The 15,372-nt window shown below is 55.9% G+C and carries 16 protein-coding genes; 9 read left to right on the plus strand and 7 right to left on the minus strand.

The genetic code is table 11. The features are described 5' to 3' along the window. Positions 1-32: 32 nt before the first annotated feature. The 5 genes from BFP70_RS13695 (at position 33) to BFP70_RS13715 (ending at position 5,470) form a co-directional block, all read left to right on the plus strand. Positions 33-917, plus strand: coding sequence for an ABC transporter permease (locus BFP70_RS13695; protein ID WP_066012221.1), 885 nt, complete (start codon positions 33-35; stop codon positions 915-917). Then, positions 914-1,744, plus strand: a complete 831-nt coding sequence (locus tag BFP70_RS13700) for an ABC transporter permease (protein WP_066012222.1) — start codon at positions 914-916, stop codon at positions 1,742-1,744. Before BFP70_RS13695 ends, BFP70_RS13700 begins: the two co-directional genes overlap by 4 nt. A gap of 13 nt (positions 1,745-1,757) precedes the next feature. After that, positions 1,758-3,092, plus strand: coding sequence for a glutamine synthetase family protein (locus tag BFP70_RS13705; RefSeq protein ID WP_066012223.1), 1,335 nt, complete (start codon positions 1,758-1,760; stop codon positions 3,090-3,092). Between the two features lie 386 nt (positions 3,093-3,478). Beyond that, a complete protein-coding gene (locus tag BFP70_RS13710; protein ID WP_066012224.1) occupies positions 3,479-4,654 on the plus strand; it encodes an acetyl-CoA C-acetyltransferase in 1,176 nt (391 codons plus the stop codon). Positions 4,655-4,747: 93 nt separating this feature from the next. Continuing rightward, on the plus strand, positions 4,748-5,470 hold the full coding sequence (locus BFP70_RS13715; protein ID WP_066012225.1) for a beta-ketoacyl-ACP reductase: 723 nt from the start codon (positions 4,748-4,750) through the stop codon (positions 5,468-5,470). Between the two features lie 224 nt (positions 5,471-5,694). Here the strand turns inward: BFP70_RS13715 and BFP70_RS13725 are convergent, their stop codons facing one another. The 3 genes from BFP70_RS13725 to BFP70_RS13735 all read right to left on the minus strand — a co-directional run bounded on the left by BFP70_RS13725 (position 5,695) and on the right by BFP70_RS13735 (position 6,953). Beyond that, positions 5,695-5,862, minus strand: a complete 168-nt coding sequence (locus tag BFP70_RS13725) for a YdcH family protein (protein ID WP_066012227.1) — start codon at positions 5,860-5,862, stop codon at positions 5,695-5,697. Positions 5,863-5,979: 117 nt separating this feature from the next. Then, on the minus strand, positions 5,980-6,741 hold the full coding sequence (locus tag BFP70_RS13730; protein WP_066012228.1) for a tRNA1(Val) (adenine(37)-N6)-methyltransferase: 762 nt from the start codon (positions 6,739-6,741) through the stop codon (positions 5,980-5,982). Further along, positions 6,741-6,953, minus strand: coding sequence for a DUF2007 domain-containing protein (locus BFP70_RS13735; RefSeq protein WP_066012229.1), 213 nt, complete (start codon positions 6,951-6,953; stop codon positions 6,741-6,743). The genes BFP70_RS13730 and BFP70_RS13735 overlap by 1 nt, the downstream gene beginning before the upstream one ends. A 63-nt stretch (positions 6,954-7,016) precedes the next feature. Between BFP70_RS13735 and BFP70_RS13740 the strand changes: the two genes are divergently transcribed. Beyond that, a complete protein-coding gene (locus BFP70_RS13740) occupies positions 7,017-8,018 on the plus strand; it encodes a polyprenyl synthetase family protein (protein WP_066012230.1) in 1,002 nt (333 codons plus the stop codon). A gap of 56 nt (positions 8,019-8,074) precedes the next feature. On the opposite strand, the gene BFP70_RS13745 is transcribed toward BFP70_RS13740, so the two are convergent. From BFP70_RS13745 to BFP70_RS13755, 3 genes are all read right to left on the minus strand, one after another. Further along, the gene (locus BFP70_RS13745) at positions 8,075-8,968 is read right to left on the minus strand and encodes a 4-(cytidine 5'-diphospho)-2-C-methyl-D-erythritol kinase (RefSeq protein ID WP_066012231.1); all 894 of its coding nucleotides are present in this window, start codon (positions 8,966-8,968) and stop codon (positions 8,075-8,077) included. Continuing rightward, a complete protein-coding gene (locus tag BFP70_RS13750) occupies positions 8,965-10,716 on the minus strand; it encodes a tetratricopeptide repeat protein (protein WP_255356711.1) in 1,752 nt (583 codons plus the stop codon). The genes BFP70_RS13745 and BFP70_RS13750 overlap by 4 nt, the downstream gene beginning before the upstream one ends. A gap of 173 nt (positions 10,717-10,889) precedes the next feature. Further along, positions 10,890-12,536 carry an electron transfer flavoprotein-ubiquinone oxidoreductase gene (locus BFP70_RS13755; RefSeq protein ID WP_066012240.1) on the minus strand — a complete coding sequence of 549 codons (1,647 nt, stop codon included), beginning with the start codon at positions 12,534-12,536 and terminating at the stop codon, positions 10,890-10,892. Between the two features lie 507 nt (positions 12,537-13,043). Here BFP70_RS13755 and greA point away from each other — a divergent pair. Together greA and BFP70_RS13765 are read left to right on the plus strand one after the other, a co-directional pair. Beyond that, positions 13,044-13,514, plus strand: coding sequence for a transcription elongation factor GreA (gene greA, locus BFP70_RS13760; RefSeq protein ID WP_066012232.1), 471 nt, complete (start codon positions 13,044-13,046; stop codon positions 13,512-13,514). Between the two features lie 8 nt (positions 13,515-13,522). After that, on the plus strand, positions 13,523-14,557 hold the full coding sequence (locus tag BFP70_RS13765; protein WP_066012233.1) for a hypothetical protein: 1,035 nt from the start codon (positions 13,523-13,525) through the stop codon (positions 14,555-14,557). A gap of 159 nt (positions 14,558-14,716) precedes the next feature. Here the strand turns inward: BFP70_RS13765 and BFP70_RS13770 are convergent, their stop codons facing one another. Then, positions 14,717-14,926 (minus strand): hypothetical protein, encoded by a 210-nt coding sequence (locus BFP70_RS13770; RefSeq protein ID WP_066012234.1) that lies wholly within the window; start codon positions 14,924-14,926, stop codon positions 14,717-14,719. Between the two features lie 242 nt (positions 14,927-15,168). Here BFP70_RS13770 and BFP70_RS13775 point away from each other — a divergent pair. Continuing rightward, a partial coding sequence (locus BFP70_RS13775) for a transposase (protein ID WP_141693206.1) occupies positions 15,169-15,372 on the plus strand: 204 nt, incomplete at its 3' end.

Raw genomic sequence — 15,372 nt, forward strand, 5'->3', positions numbered from 1 at the left:
GCGGGGCGTGCGCGCCCTGCCGATTGGATGATATGTTCGCAAGCTGTGCCGATCCGAAAGCGCTTGAAGGCCTGTCATGGCTGATATGCTACCTCACCACGGGCAAGCATATGCTGTTTTATGCCAGCTTTGGGACGGTTCTACTGCTGATGCTGGTTACGGCACCAGTGGCGCTGGCCTTTGGCTTTGGTGGGGCGCTGTCAGCGCGGTCCAGCTTGGCACCGCTGCGTTGGTTTGGCAAAGCCTACACTGCGATGGTGCGCGGCGTGCCAGATATTGTCTTTTTCCTATTCGTTCCAATCGCGATGGACCAAGGCCTAGAATATATCCGGCACCGCATGTTCTGCCCCGGCTGGACAGAGCCGGTGCGCCAGGGCAACAGCTTTCTGGTGTGCGATGCGGCCAAGCTGCCGCTGTCCAGCTCGCCGCAAATTTATCATGAGATATATGGGTTTACACTGGCCGTCGTGGCCTTTGCCATCGTGTTTGGCGCCTTTGCCGCCAATGTCCTATATGGCGCGATGAAGGCTGTTCCGCATGCGCAGCTAGAGACCGCAGCCGCATATGGCATGAGCCAGCGTCAGGTCACCCGCCGCGTGTTGATACCGCAGATGTGGACCTATGCGATTCCCGGCCTGTCGAACCTTTGGATGATCTTGCTGAAGGCGACACCACTGCTGTTCTTGCTGGGTGTGGAGGATATCGTCTACTGGGCGCGGGAGCTGGGATCGACCAAATCACAGATCTTCGATTACCCGCATCCCGATTGGCGGCTGTGGTATTTCCTTGCCCTGTTGGTATTTTATCTGGGCATGACCAAAATCTCTGAAATCGTGTTAGCCCGTATCACCACACGTTTGTCGCGCGGTCAGGCGACATTGGCCGGTGAAACCTTGCGCAAAGGGGCTGACGCATGACCGATAGCTGCTGGCAGATTGTTCAAGACTATGGCCTGCGGTCCATCGGCATTGGCGAACGCGCCTTGCCGCGCACCGATTTCACGCTTTGCCATGATTTCACGCTGATCGGCTCTGGCATGATCTGGAACGTGTATTTCGGCACTTTAGCCCTGGCATTTGGCTTTATCTTTGCGACCGTATTGGCGCTTGGCAAAGCCGCGCAAAACCCGTTCCTGCGTAAACCATCGGAATGGTTCATCTTTTTGTTCCGCGGATCCCCACTGTTTGTGCAATTCTTCCTAACCTATGAATTGCTGACAATGTTGCCACGGCAGGGATTAGAATTCTGGGGCCTGACGCTTGAGACATCTTGGCTGACGCGCGCATGGGCTGGTGCACTTTTGGTGCTGTTTCTAAACACCTCCGCCTATTCCGCCGAGATATTCTATGGTGCGCTACGTTCTGTGCCCAAAGGCGATCTTGAGGCCGCCGATGCCTATGGGTTTGACGGCTGGAAGAAGTTTCGCAAAATCACATGGCCTACAATGCTGCGGCTGGCGTGGCCGTCCTATACCAATGAAGCGATTTTCCTATTCCACTCCACCGCGCTTGTGTTCTTCTCTGGGTTTCCGGCCTTTCGCCAACAGGGGGATGCATTGTATTACGCGTCTTATCTTGCAGATAAGACATTTAATCCTTTTGTCGCCTATCCAATTGCCGCGTTCTATTTCATCCTCTTGACTTTATGCGTAATCACGCTGTTTGGTGCGATCAACCGCAGGCTAAATCGTCACCTTCCGGGTGCCCCCCGAAAGTTGAAGATCCGGCCGCAACTTGTCAGATAAGACAGTCAGGTAGATCATGGACTTTTTCCTAGAACATCCGGAAGTGCGCACCATTCGTGTGGCCGCTGCCGATCTGAACGGGATCGCGCGTGGCAAACGCCTGCCCGTCAAAACTGCAAGCAAAGTCTTCACAGACGGCACGCGGTTTCCGTATTCGGTGATGAATCTTGATATCTGGGGCGAAGATGTCGAAGACAGCCCGCTGGTGTTTGAATCCGGCGATGCCGACGCTTTGCTGATGCCCACGGATCGCGGCTTTATGCCCATGCCGTGGCTGACAGCGCCCACCGCGATTTTGCCGATCTGGATGTTCCACATGGATGGCCGCCCTTATATGGGTGATCCGCGTCAGGCACTTGCGGCGGTGGTCAACCGCTATAAGGCACGAGGTCTGACCCCCGTGGTCGCGACCGAGCTGGAATTTTATCTGATCGATGACAGCGGTAAGACATTGCGCGTCCCACCATCACCGCGTTCTGGCAAACGCCGTTCGGGCGGTGAGGTTTTATCTTTGCGCGCCCTCGATGCGTTCGACCAGTTCTTTACCTCGCTTTATGAAGCCTGCGAGATGATGGATATACCCGCCGATACCGCGATTTCAGAGGCGGGTCCGGGCCAGTTTGAACTGAATATGATGCACCAGCCCGATCCGCTGAAAGCGGCGGATGATGCATGGTTCTTCAAAATGTTGGTTAAGGGTCTGGCACGCAGCTACGGTTTCGCAGCCAGCTTTATGGCCAAACCCTATGATGCCTGGCCGGGAAACGGGATGCACACGCATTTCTCCGTATTGGACGCCGATGGGCGCAATGTATTTGACGATGGCACGCGTGCGGGCTCTGACACGATGCGTCACGCAGTCAACGGATTGCTAGAGGCTCTGCCCGGCTCAGCCCTGCTCTTCGCACCACATGAGAACAGCTATGACCGTTTGGTGCCCAATGCCCATGCGCCGACGGGGATTGGCTGGGCCTATGAAAATCGCACCGCCGCATTGCGCATTCCTGACAGCGCACCGGTTGCACGCCGCATCGAACACCGCGTGGCGGGCGGCGATGTGAACCCCTATCTGATGATTGCCGCGATTTTGGGCGCTGCATTAAACGGCATCGAAGACGGTCGCGACCCACCTGCGCCGTTCAAGGGCAATGCCTATGATCTGGGCTTGAAACAGCTGCCAGAGACATGGGCCGATGCCTGCGATGCCTTTGAACGCTGCGGGCATATTCAGCGTATTTTCGATCCCGAGCTTATCACCAATTTCTTGATGACCAAGCGCCAAGAAATACACTATATGGGCGAGCTGACCGAACAAGAACAATCCGAGATCTACCTCGATACGGTGTGATCCACCACATCGGCCCTGTACATCCTTCAGGCCGCGTAGGGGGCCGCAAATGGCATCATAGCCAGCCCCGCACGCGCGGTGTTTTGTCGCAAAATCTTCCGCATGCAGCGCGGCCCCTACAGAGGATCTTGGCGACAGTATCAGAAAAAATATCTTGCAGCCGGGCGCATTTAGCGCAACGCTTCACCAAAAGACGTCACTGTCAGACGCTTTAAAAACACGCAGACGCCCTCCGCATATCACCATTTGCGGGAAATGCTGCGGTTGCGAAACAAAATTACAAAATCCGCCAAATATATTTATTAAATATTCTTGACCTCTTGCTGTTAACCGGCATGCTGCGTGCCGATGGTGGCCAATGGCCCGTGACCATGAGGAGAGGTTTTATGACAAATATTGTTATCGTTTCGGCGGCTCGGACTGCGGTTGGCAGTTTCAATGGCGCATTTGCCACAAGCCCGGCGCATGATCTTGGGGCGACCGTGCTGGAAGCCGTTGTGCAAAGGGCTGGCATCGATAAAGCTGACGTTTGTGAGACCATTCTTGGCCAGGTGCTGACAGCCGGTCAGGGACAAAACCCCGCACGCCAAGCACATATCAACGCAGGCCTGCCGATCGAAAGCGCCGCATGGGGGATCAATCAGGTCTGCGGTTCGGGCCTGCGCGCCGTCGCCCTGGGCGCACAGCATATCATGTTGGGCGATGCAAAAGTCGTGATCGCCGGTGGTCAGGAAAATATGTCGCTGTCGACCCATGTCGCGCATCTTCGCGCCGGGACGAAAATGGGCGATATGAAGATGATTGATTCGATGATCAAAGACGGGCTGTGGGACGCCTTTAATGGCTATCACATGGGTCAAACCGCAGAAAACGTCGCGGCCCAGTTTGAAATCACCCGCGAACAACAAGATGAATTCGCGCTGGCATCGCAGAACAAAGCCGAAGCTGCCCAGAAGGCCGGTAAATTTGAAGATGAGATCACACCCTTCACGGTAAAGACCCGCAAAGGTGACATCATCGTCGATAAGGATGAATATATCCGTCACGGCGCGACAATTGAAAGCATGCAAAAACTGCGTCCTGCCTTCGCCAAAGACGGCTCTGTCACCGCGGCGAATGCCTCGGGTCTGAATGACGGTGCGGCGGCTGTGTTGATGATGACGGAAGACGAGGCACAAAAGCGTGGGCTGACACCGCTGGCCCGTATCGCCTCTTATGCAACTGCTGGCCTAGACCCGTCCATTATGGGCTGTGGCCCCATTCCGTCATCGCGCAAAGCGCTGGAGAAGGCAGGTTGGTCCGCTGATGACCTTGACCTGATCGAGGCCAACGAAGCCTTCGCTGCGCAGGCTTGCGCGGTAAACAAGGAAATGGGGTGGGACACGTCAAAAGTAAACGTGAATGGCGGTGCGATTGCCATCGGCCACCCGATTGGTGCCTCTGGCTGCCGCGTCCTGAATACCTTGCTGTTTGAGATGAAACGCTCCAACGCGAAGAAAGGTCTTGCCACTTTGTGCATCGGTGGTGGCATGGGCGTCGCAATGTGCCTTGAAGGTTTGTAATTTTACCTGCATAAAATGATACCTTTGCGCAATTTTGTTGCGCAAAGGTCAAAGATAAGAAGCTAAAGACTACCAGACGCCTGAGGAGGAAAAATGTCCAGAGTTGCACTCGTCACCGGAGGTTCGCGCGGAATCGGCGCAGCCATTTCCAAAGCATTGAAAGCCGCCGGCTATACCGTTGCCGCGACCTATGCGGGAAATGATGAAGCCGCCAAAGCCTTTACGGATGAAACCGGGATCCACACCTATAAATGGTCCGTTGCCGATTATGATGCCTGCGTCGAAGGCATCGCCAAAGTCGAGGCCGATCTTGGTCCCGTCGATATCCTTGTGAACAACGCCGGCATCACCCGTGATGCACCGTTCCACAAGATGACGCGCGAACAATGGGCGGAGGTTATGGACACCAACCTGTCGGGCCTGTTCAACATGACCCACCCGCTGTGGAACGGCATGCGAGAGCGTAGCTTTGGCCGGATCATCAGCATCTCGTCGATCAACGGCCAGAAGGGGCAATTCGGACAGGCGAACTATTCCGCTGCAAAGGCGGGTGACATCGGGTTCACTAAAGCGCTGGCACAAGAAGGCGCACGCAAGAACATTACCGCGAATGTGATCTGCCCGGGTTATATCGCTACGGAAATGGTCATGGCCGTGCCGGAGAAGGTCCGTGATGCGATCATCGGCACCATTCCGGTGGGACGATTGGGCGAACCAGAAGATATCGCACGCTGCGTCGTTTTCTTGGCCTCTGACGAGGCTGGTTTCATCACCGGTTCAACATTGACCGCGAATGGCGGCCAATATCTTGTCTAAGCCTCTGTTATAATATGTTCAAAATCGTCAAAGGCCCGCAATATGCGGGCCTTTTTGGCAGTTTTCCAAATCTTAGTGATTTTTGGATGGGGAACGACAGCCAAAGCCAGAGCACCCGGCTGTCGTTGATTTTGATCAAAGCGGCAATTTCGGTCCTGGCCAGAGGATCAACCTATGCCACTGAACATCATCCGCCCCGCGCCCGGGGAAGATGGATGTGCGGGTCAGGTCCGCTCTAAGCGAGAAATTTCCTGTTTGATCTGAAGTTTTTGCTTTTTCATGCGGGATAGGTGGAGGTCGTCAAACGCAGGACGTCGCGCCGCTTGTTCTACCTCAAGCGACAATGCCTGATGCTTTCTGCGAAGTTCATTGATGTGTGAACCTAGCGACATGGGCAGTCTCCTCTCTGTTGATGCAAGTATATTCCAGCACGATTTTCTTCGTTTGTCACGAGTTTGTCGCATTGGTCGTGCCGGTTCCAAGTTGATCGGCGAAATATTGCAAAAGTATTAAAGCGGAACCTGCAATTTTTCGCCGCTGCGCAGCAATGATTGCGCAACAAAACTCAAATCTTCGCCATCGCGCAAATGCTGGGCACCTGCATGCAAAACCAGTGGCGCAACCAAACGAAACGGTGCGGCAGAGCCTTTGCGGCCACGTACGATGACCCGCCCGGCGTCGCGACCATCGCGTGAACTGATTGGCAAAACTTGAATATTTCCCGCACCCCGTGCCAAAGGGGTCAAGATATCAGGCAGGCGATCTGCCTGCTGAATGATTGATATCCATCCCCCCGGCCTTAGGCGTTTAAGGCCTTGCTGCACCCAAATGGCCAGCGGCGTGGCCTCGCGCAGGGCAGTTTCGCGCCCTGGGTCTTTTGCTGCAGTGCCCGCATAGGGCGGAAAATACGGAGGGTTTGCGATAACATGATCGAAATTTTCTTCGCGCAATTGGGCAGGCATTTGTGCCAGATCCCCTTCAATCACCCGCAGGGAAATTGCATTTTCTTGTGCATTTTGTCGCGCCAACGCCGCATAGGGTGCCTGTAATTCCAATCCTGTCAGGGTCAAATCAGGCACACGCCACCCCAAACACAGGCTGGCCACACCAACACCGCACCCCAGTTCAAGCACTGATTCTTTTGGCCGTGCCGGGCAGGCCGCAGCCAACAGCACCGGATCCATTGCCGCACGATAGCCAATCTGCGGCTGACGTATCATCACTCGCCCGTCCAAAAAACGATCATACGTCAATTCATCGGGCGCAAACATCATCCCTCCAACAGATCATTATCGCGTAGAATCGCCTTTGCGCGGAACAAATCACGGTCCACGACCATCAAACGACGCGGCAAAATACCAATGCTCCCATCGAGCACGCTCATATGGACGTCCAGCTGAAAGCTGGTTATACCCTCGCCATCGAGAAGGGCGCTTGCAATGGCCATCCGCACAGGGTCGTTTGTTCGTATAAGCTCTTTCATAATCTATCATTTAAGCAGTGCTTGACGCGCTGTCGAGATGGCGGAGGTCGAGAAGGAAATATGATGAGCCTCGATGATAAGACGGTAAAGCCGCATGACCGCCTCGCACAGGCCCTGTCCTCCGATATGGAGGCTGTCAATCAGCTGATTCGCACACGGATGGCGTCGAAGCACGCGCCCCGTATCCCAGAGGTCACCGCACATCTGGTTGAAGCTGGCGGCAAACGTCTGCGCCCGATGCTGACGCTCGCGGCGGCGCGGATCTGTGGCTATGACGGCCCCTACCATGTGCATCTGGCCGCAACGGTTGAATTTATCCATACGGCCACCTTGCTGCATGATGATGTGGTGGACGAAAGCGCGCAGCGCCGCGGCCGGCCCACGGCGAATCTGCTATGGGACAATAAATCCAGTGTTTTGGTCGGCGATTACCTGTTTGCGCGGTCTTTCCAGCTGATGACCGAAGCGGACAATATGGAGGTTCTGGCGATCTTGTCCAACGCCTCTGCGGTGATTGCCGAAGGCGAGGTTTTGCAGCTGACCGCCGCACAGGATCTAGCCACCACGGAGGAAATCTATCTGCAGGTGATCCGTGGGAAAACCGCTGCGCTATTCTCCGCTGCGACACAGGTTGGTGGTGTTTTGGCCGCTGCCCCTGCCGCGCAGACACAGGCATTGTTCGAATATGGCGATGCTTTGGGGATTGCCTTCCAAATGGTCGATGATCTGCTCGATTACAGCGGCGCGACCGACACGATCGGCAAGAACACCGGCGATGATTTCCGCGAGCGCAAACTGACATTGCCCGTCATCAAAGCCGTAGCCCTGGCCAATGCCGAAGAGCGTGGCTTCTGGACCCGCACGATTGAGAAGGGGCAGCAAGAGGACGGGGACCTGGACCAGGCTATGGCGCTGATGACCCGGCATGGCACATTAGAGGCGACGCGCATCGAGGCCCTGCATTGGGCAGACGTTGCCCGCAATGCATTGACTGCCCTACCCGATGTGCCTTTGCGACATATGCTGGATGAATTGGCGGATTATGTTGTCGCCCGCGTGCGGTGATCATGATCCCCTCAAAGCAAAAGGCCCGGCAAACACGCCGGGCCTTTTGCTTCGCATCAGATACGGTGGGGGGCGCCCTGCCCCGATTGTGACCCCAGCAGACCTGCCGCACACCACCAACCGGTCTGCTGTGCGGCAATCTGCGCCTGTGCGGCATGGGCCATCCCTATCGTGGGAAACAGCCCAAAACAGGTTGCACCAGATCCTGACATCCGGGCCAATTGACATCCCGGCACCTCTTGAAGCGTTTTCACAACGCTGGCGATCACTGGTGCAAGGGCGATAGCCGGACTTTGCAAATCATTACGCTGTGCGGCCAAAAACGCGATGAACGCCTCTAACGAGGGATCTTCCGGCAGCATCTGTGGCATTGGCGCGTTGGTTTTTGTGGGAAGCGCCTTGAAAACCGGTGGGGTCGGCACCTCTACCCTTGGATTGACCAGCAGGCAGGCCACATCTGGCAGTGCCACCGGACTAAGCGTGTTGCCGATCCCGCGCACCCGGCAGGGAACAGAGGCCAAACACATCCACACATCCGCGCCCAAGCCCTGCACAGCGTCGCGCAACCGCGCATCCGCCAGATCCAGCGGCACATCCCAATGAGCCAATACAGCACGCACACAAGCCGCCGCATCGGCAGAGCCACCGCCAATCCCCGAAGCTGACGGAAGGTTTTTATGCAACTGCAATGCCAACTTGGGCTCAATCCCATAGACCTGCCCAATAGCGCGGGCTGCTTTCATCACCAGATTGTTGTCATCCGCAGGCACGCCGCGCGCCTCTGGCCCCGTAACACACAGCGACAAGTGATCTGCATCAGAGACCTGCAAGTGATCGCTGACCTGCGCAAAACTGACCAACGAATCCAACAGGTGATACCCATCGTCGCGCTGGCCCGTCACATGTAGCGTCAGGTTGACTTTTGCAGGGGCGTAAACCCGCAAAGTCACTGTGCAGCCTCGTCCATCACCTCGCGTTTGACCGCGCTCAGGGGCGGTGCGCCCTCTTCTTCGCGCACGACATCCAGACCGACCTCTAATTTTCGCCGCACGCGTTCGATGTCCATATCCGTTTTGTTATCAACGGCCGCCGCAAAACTTAGCGCGCGTTTCCACTGAAATTCAGCCTCTCGCTTGCGCCCCACGGCCCAATATACATCGCCCAAGTGGTCATTCACCAGCGGATCAACGGCCTCCAGCTCGACCGCGCGTTCCATTTGCTCAACCGATTCCTGATACCGACCCAGCTCAAAATAAGCCCATCCCAGACTGTCGACGATATAGCCACTGTCAGGCCGCGCCGCGACCGCCTGTTCGATCATGCCCAGGGCCTCGTCCAGGTTTTGCTTTTTCTCGACATAAGAATAGCCAAGGTAATTCAGCACGGATGGTTGACCGGGGTTCAGGTCCAAGGCACGACGGAAATCGGCCTCTGCTGCGTCCCAATGATCCGCGCGTTCTTCGGATATTGCACGGGCATAGAACACGAACCAGTCAGCGGCCTGCGGGTCAGGGATCGCTTCAATGGCCGAGTCATAGGCTTTTGTTGCCTCGTCATACCGCTCTTCGCGGCGTAGCACATCACCCAAAGAGGTCCAAACCCCGGGACTGTCTTCTTCTGCACGGGCCAAAGATTGCAACACCTCAATCGCGGCATCCGTACGGTCGGCGCGCACCATCGCTTCGGCACGGCCCATTTCAGCCGCCTGGAACAGCGGGCTTTCCGGCAGAATTTCCTGATAGGTGGCAATCGCCAGATCAAACTGCTTTTGTTCTTCCAGCAAAGACGCAGAAAGCAAAATCGCGTCTTCATGATCAGGCCGTAACCAATGCGCCAAGCGGGTATGAACCAACGGGAATGCATCGGGCACTTCGCCTGCAAGCGCGGTGGCGACGGTGAAATACAGCTCGGCAATGCCATCCGTCGCATTGCGCGCAACCGTGAACGGCAACGCTTCCCCATCGGTCAGCTGTTCGCGCACCTGCAACAGATGCGGGTCCAGCGTATCGCCGAACACCGCCGCCATCACTTGCAGCGCCTCATCATTTCGTTCCAGCTGTGACAAAACCTGCACATGGGCCAAAACACCACGACGCGACCGATGGATCACATCCGCCGCCGGCCCGGCCAAGATCTCCTCGGCGCCTTCAAAATCACCAACCTGCGCCAAAGCCAGGGCTTTATGATAGCTGGCAAACCCTGCAAGCGCGGGCTGCTTCGCCATCGCGTCGAACGCCTCCAGCGCCTCAGCCATACGACCTTCACCGACCAAGGCCCATGCTTTATACAGGCCCAGCACAAGCGGACCGGCATTTGCGCCATCTTCAACCAAGGTCAATCCGGCGGCAAAATCACCCTGCTTCGCCACCGTAGCAAGTTGCACCAAAGCGGCGATCTGGCTGCCATCATCACCTGCAGCAGCCACCAGCTGATCGACCAAAGCAGTCGTGCGATCGAAATCTTGCAAAATCACATGGTTGATCAGAGCGGTTTCCAATGTGGCGGCATCTTGCATCCCGCCAGCCATCAGTTGATCAAAATACTTTGACGCCGTTTCATAATCACTGGATTGGGCTGCGACCCGCGCGGCCAGATACGCCCCGGCCGGGTCGGATAGGGCCTGCGTGCCGGTCGCCAAAGCTGCGCTCCATGCACAGACCGCAATCAGTTTCGATAGCGGCATCCGGAAATGGGGCATATAGTCATCCTCTCAAAGCTTGAGCAGGAGCCTATCTGCGGCCAAAGCCCAAGGCAATCCGCGCACCTTCCCCAAGGCAAGAATCTGCACCCGGCACACGCCGAAGTGACAAATTATACGGGACCAGCGGTATCACCGCACAGAAAAACGGGGGCACATGGCCCCCGATCTCATCACATATTGGGATAGTTCGGCCCATCGCCCCCCTGCGGCGTGGTCCAGTTGATATTCTGACTGGGGTCTTTGATATCGCAGGTTTTACAATGGACACAGTTTTGGAAATTAATGACAAACTCTGGTTTGCCGTCTTTTTCCACAACCTCATAGACGCCCGCCGGGCAATAGCGCTGCGCGGGCTCGTCATATTGCGGCAGATTCACCGAAATCGGAACAGACGGGTCACGCAGCTGCAAATGACAGGGCTGCGATTCCTCATGATTGGTGAAAGAAAAACTAACATTGGTCAGCCGGTCAAAGGACAGTTTTCCATCCGGTTTGGGATATTCAATTTTTGGATAATCCTTTGCCAGACCGGTCGCCTTTGCATCCGACTTTCCGTGCCGCAATGTGCCAAAGAACGATTTTCCCAGCAACGTGTTGGTCCACATATCCAACCCACCTAGCGCCAAAGAGGCAACAAGCCCCCATTTTGCCCAAAGCGGTTTTACATTGCGCACAAGGGACAGGTCTTTCCCGATCGCGCCATCGCGCACCTCTGACTCATAGCGGGTCAGCTCGTCACCTTCGCGCCCGGCTTTGATCGCCTCGGCTGCGGCTTCGGCTGCGGCAATGCCCGAAAGCATCGCGTTATGATTGCCCTTAATGCGCGGCACATTCACCATGCCCGCCGAACATCCCATCAACACACCACCGGGGAATGTCATTTTCGGCAAGGATTGCAGGCCACCTTCGGAAATCGCACGCGCGCCATAGGCCACGCGCTTGCCACCCTTCAGCAACTCGGCGACCATTGGATGATGTTTGAAACGCTGAAATTCCATATAGGGAAAGACATGCGGGTTTTCGTAATTCAAATGCACCACGAAACCAATATAGATTTGATTATTTTCAAGGTGATAGATAAATGACCCGCCGCCCGCGTTACTGCCCAATGGCCAGCCCATCGTATGGGTTACGGTGCCTTCAGCATGTTTTTCTGGATCAATTTCCCAGATTTCCTTCATGCCAAGGCCAAATTTCTGCGGACAATGCCCGTCTGACAGATTGAACTTCTCCATCACGGTCTTGGACAAGGATCCGCGCACGCCTTCACCCAAGAAGACATATTTACCGCGCAGCTCCATCCCCGGCTCATAGGCATCGCCCTGCGTCCCGTCAGGGTTTTTGCCAAATTCACCCGCGATGACTCCGGCAACACGGTCGCCATCCCAAACGATTTCTGATGCCGCCATGCCTGGGAACACTTCAACGCCCAGCTCTTCGGCCTGTTCCGCCAGCCAACGGCACACATTGCCCATCGACACGATATAATTGCCGTGATTCGACATCAGCTTTGGCATCGGCCAATTTGGGATACGAATGCCCCCGGCCGGCCCCAAAGCATAGAAATTATCCTTGGTCACCGGTGTGTTCAGCGGCGCGCCTTTGGCTTTCCAATCCGGGATCAGCGCGTTCAGCCCAACAGGGTCCAGAACAGCACCAGACAGGATATGCGCCCCCACCTCCGAACCTTTTTCCAAAACGACGACCTCAAGATCAGGGTCGATCTGCTTTAGTCGGATCGCTGCTGACAGGCCTGCAGGCCCTGCGCCAACGATCACAACATCGTATTCCATCGACTCCCGTTCGATCTCGGTCATTTTGTTCATCCCGGCTTGCTACTGGCGTGGTCTAAGAGACTCAGTAACTTACCGAACCAAGTGAGGCAATCGCAACGCAAGGTCTTCGCGCAATATTCTTGCGCAGAACCACCCCCGAACATGTCCTTCTGCCTGAATTTGCCGCAGAACCCAATTTCCACCGAGCGGAGAGCCATGATATCCCCTTAGGCGGGCAGATATGATGACCGCATACACATGAATTACCGATTATAAATTCAGTCAGACGCGCCGTCACCTGCTACAGAGATTTGACCCTCATGCAGTCCAAATTGGCCGCACTTAACAGTGACGATCAGGCAGCCTGATCCCATATCGCAAAGCGCAAAGGCCATGACAGCGCCGAGGATTTCCCGCACACTTCGGTTTAGGCATCACTAAACCGTATATAAGCCGAAAATTTGACGCCGCTCTTGACTTTGCGACCCGAGCGCGACTTTACCTTGGCAACACCGCCCCTGAAGAAGCAAAATTTAAACGAGGGCTTTTATGGAAAAGCTACCGATGACAAAAGCGGGTTTTGCCCGTCTTGACGCAGAACTTAAGACGCTCAAATCTGTTGAGCGCCCTGCCGTGATCCGCGCGATTGCGGAGGCACGAGAACATGGTGATCTGTCTGAAAACGCTGAATATCATGCCGCCCGCGAAAAGCAGAGCTTTGTTGAAGGCCGGATCAAGGAACTGGAAGGCACAATGGGCCTTGCACAGGTCATCGATCCCAAAACCCTGAAAGGGTCGGTTAAATTCGGCGCCACGGTCACCATCGCAGATGAAGATACGGATGAGGAAAAAACCTATCAGATCGTTGGCGAATCTGAGGCCGATCTGGAACAGGGTCGATTGAATATGAAATCCCCACTTTCGCGTGCGTTGATCGGCAAAGAAAAAGGCGACTCGGTTGAGGTGCGCAGCCCCGGCGGCACCCGCAGTTACGAAATCGTCGACATTCAGTATATTTGACGCATATCATGGCTGAAACCGATCACACAAAAGAGCTGGGCGCAGCACCATTGCGCAGCGCGCCGGGGCAACCCGCGTCCAAGCTCAACATCACCCCCACCGAAATCGGCGCTTTGGCGCTGACAGTGATATGGTTGGTGGCTGTGGTCGGGTTTTGGCAATTTGCCCCTGCGGAACAAACCGGCATGGACCTGATGACGATGGTGATGGTTCTGGTGGGGATCTTCCTGCCGGTTGCGATGATCTGGGTTGCGGCGATCACCGCCCGCACTGCGCGGGAAATGCGTGCCGAAGCGCAATCGCTGAAATCCTCGATTGAGGCGATGCGCGCCGCATGGATTGATCAACAGCGTGCCCGAGATGACGGTGCCATGAAGCGTAAGCTGGATGAGATCGCATTGGCCACCCGTCAGGCCGAAACAGCGATTGCAACCTTTACCTCGCGCCGCGATCACCACACCATTCAGGCCTCTGCCGACCACAAAGCGGCCCTTGTCACGCCAGAGCCGGCCCCTGCCGACGAGGAACAACCCGCGCTGGCCCTTGGCACACCGGCCGAAGATTTCGCCTTGCCAGTGTCTGTCACCGATTTCATCCGGGCGTTGAACTTCCCTGATAATGCGGATGACCGCGAAGGGTTTCGCGCCCTGCGCCATGCACTTGATGACCGGGCAATGGCCAAGCTGATCCGCGCGGCCCAAGATGCGTTGAACCTGCTTTCGCAAGACGGCATCTATATGGATGACCTAAAGTCCGATCGTGCCCGTTCAGAACTGTGGCGCCGCTTTGCCAAGGGCGAACGGGGCCGCGAAATAGCGTCTTTGGGCGGGGTGCGGGACCGCGCGTCGCTGGCCCTTACCGCGGCCCGGATGCGCAATGACACGGTCTTCCGTGACGCGGTGCATCACTTCTTGCGGCAATTCGACAAAACCTTCACAGATTTTGAGAAGAACGCCTCGGATCAAGAGATTGCAGAGCTGGCCGAAACACGTTCCGCGCGTGCGTTCATGCTGCTGGGGCGGGTCACGGGCACATTTGACTAGGCTCTGGTAGCGGGCACAATGCCAATGAACCATAAGTCTGCACGCCCAGATAATTCAGTGTCTGCGCATTTAAAAACGATCTTATACATTTCAGCGAACAGCGAATATCCTGCTTCGCCGCAAGGCATAAGCATGCATGAAGCAGGCCCCAAAAGCCCGCTATGCGATCCTTGAAACGTTCTTCTTGATATTGGCCAGCCGATACTCGTTCAGCACTATTTTTATGAATTTGTCAGCCCCAATCATGCCGGCAAAGTCAGGCGTGATGACGGTGCACCAGCCCTCGGGCAGATGCAGGTTTCGGGCATTGGCCTCAGAGAATATCTTGATCGTGGTGATCTGGCCCTGCCCCAGTTGAATTCCTGTCAACCACTGACATCACGCTGCGCTTCTTTCCAAAGCCACCGGTGATTTCCATCCTGGCGCAGAATGCCGTGGGTGTCGCGGCCTGCCATAACTGCCACGGCTCAAACGATGCTGTTCACGGATGTGGGCGAGAAACACCATGCCGCCGCACTAACGGCGGGAGAGGGGACGGCGACGCCATGCTCGGCTATACTGAATCGCCCCGAGTTTGTCGGAGACCATCAACTTAAGTAAGGATGATGGTTATGACAAAAAGCAAAATGGCAAATCGCTACTCGCCAGAAGTTCGCGTGCGGGCGGTCCGGATGGTGTTTGAACATCAAGGTTCATATGAAACGCAAGCGGGCGCGATAGCGGCCATTGCACCCAAGATCGGCTGTATTCCCCAGACACTGAGCGGATGGGTCAAGCAGGCCGAGAAGGACAGCGGCATGCAGGATGGCGTGACG

This window comes from Thioclava sp. SK-1 (genome assembly GCF_001705665.1).
In the GTDB taxonomy this organism is placed as follows: domain Bacteria; phylum Pseudomonadota; class Alphaproteobacteria; order Rhodobacterales; family Rhodobacteraceae; genus Thioclava.

What these genes read in the sequence shown, in the direction of transcription:
- BFP70_RS13710 (WP_066012224.1), top strand. Translation starts at nt 3,479, where the DNA reads ATGACAAATATTGTTATCGTTTCGGCGGCTCGGACTGCGGTTGGCAGT.
- BFP70_RS13730 (WP_066012228.1), bottom strand. Translation starts at nt 6,741, where the DNA reads ATGTTTGCGCCCGATGAATTGACGTATGATCGTTTTTTGGACGGGCGA.
- greA (WP_066012232.1), top strand. Translation starts at nt 13,044, where the DNA reads ATGGAAAAGCTACCGATGACAAAAGCGGGTTTTGCCCGTCTTGACGCA.
- BFP70_RS13695 (WP_066012221.1), top strand. Translation starts at nt 33, where the DNA reads ATGTTCGCAAGCTGTGCCGATCCGAAAGCGCTTGAAGGCCTGTCATGG.
- BFP70_RS13700 (WP_066012222.1), top strand. Translation starts at nt 914, where the DNA reads ATGACCGATAGCTGCTGGCAGATTGTTCAAGACTATGGCCTGCGGTCC.
- BFP70_RS13755 (WP_066012240.1), bottom strand. Translation starts at nt 12,536, where the DNA reads ATGACCGAGATCGAACGGGAGTCGATGGAATACGATGTTGTGATCGTT.
- BFP70_RS13750 (WP_255356711.1), bottom strand. Translation starts at nt 10,716, where the DNA reads ATGCCCCATTTCCGGATGCCGCTATCGAAACTGATTGCGGTCTGTGCA.
- BFP70_RS13715 (WP_066012225.1), top strand. Translation starts at nt 4,748, where the DNA reads ATGTCCAGAGTTGCACTCGTCACCGGAGGTTCGCGCGGAATCGGCGCA.
- BFP70_RS13765 (WP_066012233.1), top strand. Translation starts at nt 13,523, where the DNA reads ATGGCTGAAACCGATCACACAAAAGAGCTGGGCGCAGCACCATTGCGC.
- BFP70_RS13740 (WP_066012230.1), top strand. Translation starts at nt 7,017, where the DNA reads ATGAGCCTCGATGATAAGACGGTAAAGCCGCATGACCGCCTCGCACAG.
- BFP70_RS13735 (WP_066012229.1), bottom strand. Translation starts at nt 6,953, where the DNA reads ATGAAAGAGCTTATACGAACAAACGACCCTGTGCGGATGGCCATTGCA.
- BFP70_RS13725 (WP_066012227.1), bottom strand. Translation starts at nt 5,862, where the DNA reads ATGTCGCTAGGTTCACACATCAATGAACTTCGCAGAAAGCATCAGGCA.